Source organism: Salipiger sp., from assembly GCF_059781815.1.
This window is the reverse complement of record NZ_JBYNAH010000013.1, coordinates 1-1,912: the sequence shown is the minus strand read 5'-3', so window position 1 is coordinate 1,912 and position 1,912 is coordinate 1. Positions and strand designations below refer to the sequence as shown.

2 protein-coding genes are annotated in these 1,912 nt (G+C 58.8%); both read right to left on the bottom strand.

Features of this window, described 5'->3' with window-relative positions:
* Positions 1-1,163 (bottom strand): site-specific integrase (locus AC6RA4_RS02745; protein WP_500157175.1); only part of this gene is annotated, 1,163 nt, incomplete at its 3' end.
* Positions 1,160-1,600 (bottom strand): helix-turn-helix transcriptional regulator, encoded by a 441-nt coding sequence (locus tag AC6RA4_RS02740; protein ID WP_500157173.1) that lies wholly within the window; start codon positions 1,598-1,600, stop codon positions 1,160-1,162. The genes AC6RA4_RS02740 and AC6RA4_RS02745, both read right to left, overlap by 4 nt.
* Positions 1,601-1,912: the final 312 nt, after the last annotated feature.

Sequence of the window (1,912 nt, the reverse complement as noted above, 5' to 3'; positions counted from 1 at the left end):
TCGAGTCCCTTCATGTCCGGGAAGACGGCGTCGTCTGCGCCCAAGCCCAGCGCAGTGACCTCGCTGAGCCACTCCAGAACCACCGCCTCAAACGGGGCGGTACGCGGGAACCAGTTCACGATGAAGCTTTTGCCGTTCTTGGTGCGCATCTCGCGCCCGTCATGGATCACTCTGCGCTCATCACCCTCGATGTGCTTGAGCCGGACCGTAATCAACGCATCGGCACGTAGCCCTGTAAGGAAGGCGAAGGCAAAGATCGCCCGCATGCGCCGCTCGCTGAGAGACTTCGACGGCATTGCATCAAGCATGGCGACCGCTTCGTCCAGTTTCGGAAACTGCTTCTGTTCCGGCAGCGCCGCCTGCTTGAGCCTCTTGGGCAGGCCACAATAGTCACTCAGGCCCCGAAGCTTTGAATGACCAGGCTGATCGGCCAGCCACTTCAGGAATCCAGACACCTGAGAGGCGCGATGCCGAATGGTTGAATTAGCAAGCCGCTCATCATTCGAAATGAGCTTCTTTCGCCACGCGATGATGTCGTCTTGGGTCAGACTGGCGATGCTCTTCCCGGCAAGAAACCCTTCGAACTCACGGATGGAGGTGAGATGCGCGGTGACCGTCTTGGGGTGGTAACGTTCGGCATATCCTTGCCATGCGTGGATCATCCGATCGTTCACATAGGTGATAACACCTCCCACGCCACGCTGATCTTTCCCAATACCAGCCGGGGCCGACACCCTATCTTCGTCGATCGACGTCAGGCTTGTATTGGTATCGAGGCATTTTCGAACGCTGTTGCATTCCGTCTCACCCAGTAACTTGAAAACGACCGCATTGCAGTCTGGACAGGCTGCGCTGGCCAAGACGCCGCCGCGCGCACGCTCGACAATCGAGACCGAACTGACTTCCGGAAACACTCGCGATTTGCAGCCGAGGCATTTGAACTGACCACCCCGCAGCTTGCCCTTCACACCTGCGCGCGCCTCCTGGAAACGCCTCAACTCAGCGCCTCGAAAAAGCTGAGGCGACGCGCGATCAACTGGCCCAAGGCCGCTGCGCACCCAGTTGCTCAGCGTGTTTCGGCAGATGCCGTACAAGGCGAGGACATCATCGACGGAATAGACGCGATGGCCTTCAAGGCGCACGCCCTTATAGGCGCGGCTCATGCTGCGCCCCCGACAGACGCCGTCTGCACTTCTGCCTTCAGCGAACGTTCGAACGCTTCAAGATCGGCAATCGCCCAGCGCGTCGTGCCTTCGGCGATCGGTACAGGCTGCGGGAAACCAGCGCGTGACTTCGCCCAGCGCCATACGGTCGGGCGCGAAACCGAGTACCGCTCGGCCACCTCACTGTCTTTCAGAAACAGCTTCGGGGGCTGTTTGCGTGGTTTGGCTGGTTTTGCGGAGCGAGGCGTCTCTGCCATTACCGCAGATTTCGGCTCATCGCGGGATTTCGACCGAAGGGGCTTTGCGTGATCGGCTACGGGTACCGCCGACGCAACCTTGCGCCCCTGAAAAGAGACGGCATCGCCGTCAGGCGCGCGCTGAGTGCTTTCGGAAAAGAAGCTGAGCTGTTCGGCGTCTTGAAGGTCTTTCGAATGCATAGTCCCACCCCTTCTGGGTGGCTGTATGCAACTCCTTCGCTCAGCCTGTTTCTAACGATGTAAGAACCGGCTTAACCGCCGATGTTCTTGATTTGATCCAATATGATTCGAAATGCACCGACACGCAAGGGGGGATTTGTTGCGCTCGTGAAATGTGGGGCTGAGTGTGGGGCCAATGCCAAAGCCCGAATGCAATAGTACACCATTTCAGAGCTTTGCTGGACATTAGTGGCGGAGAGGAAGGGATTCGAACCCTCGAGACGGTTTCCCGCCTACACACTTTCCAGGCGTGCGCCTTCGACCACTCGGCCA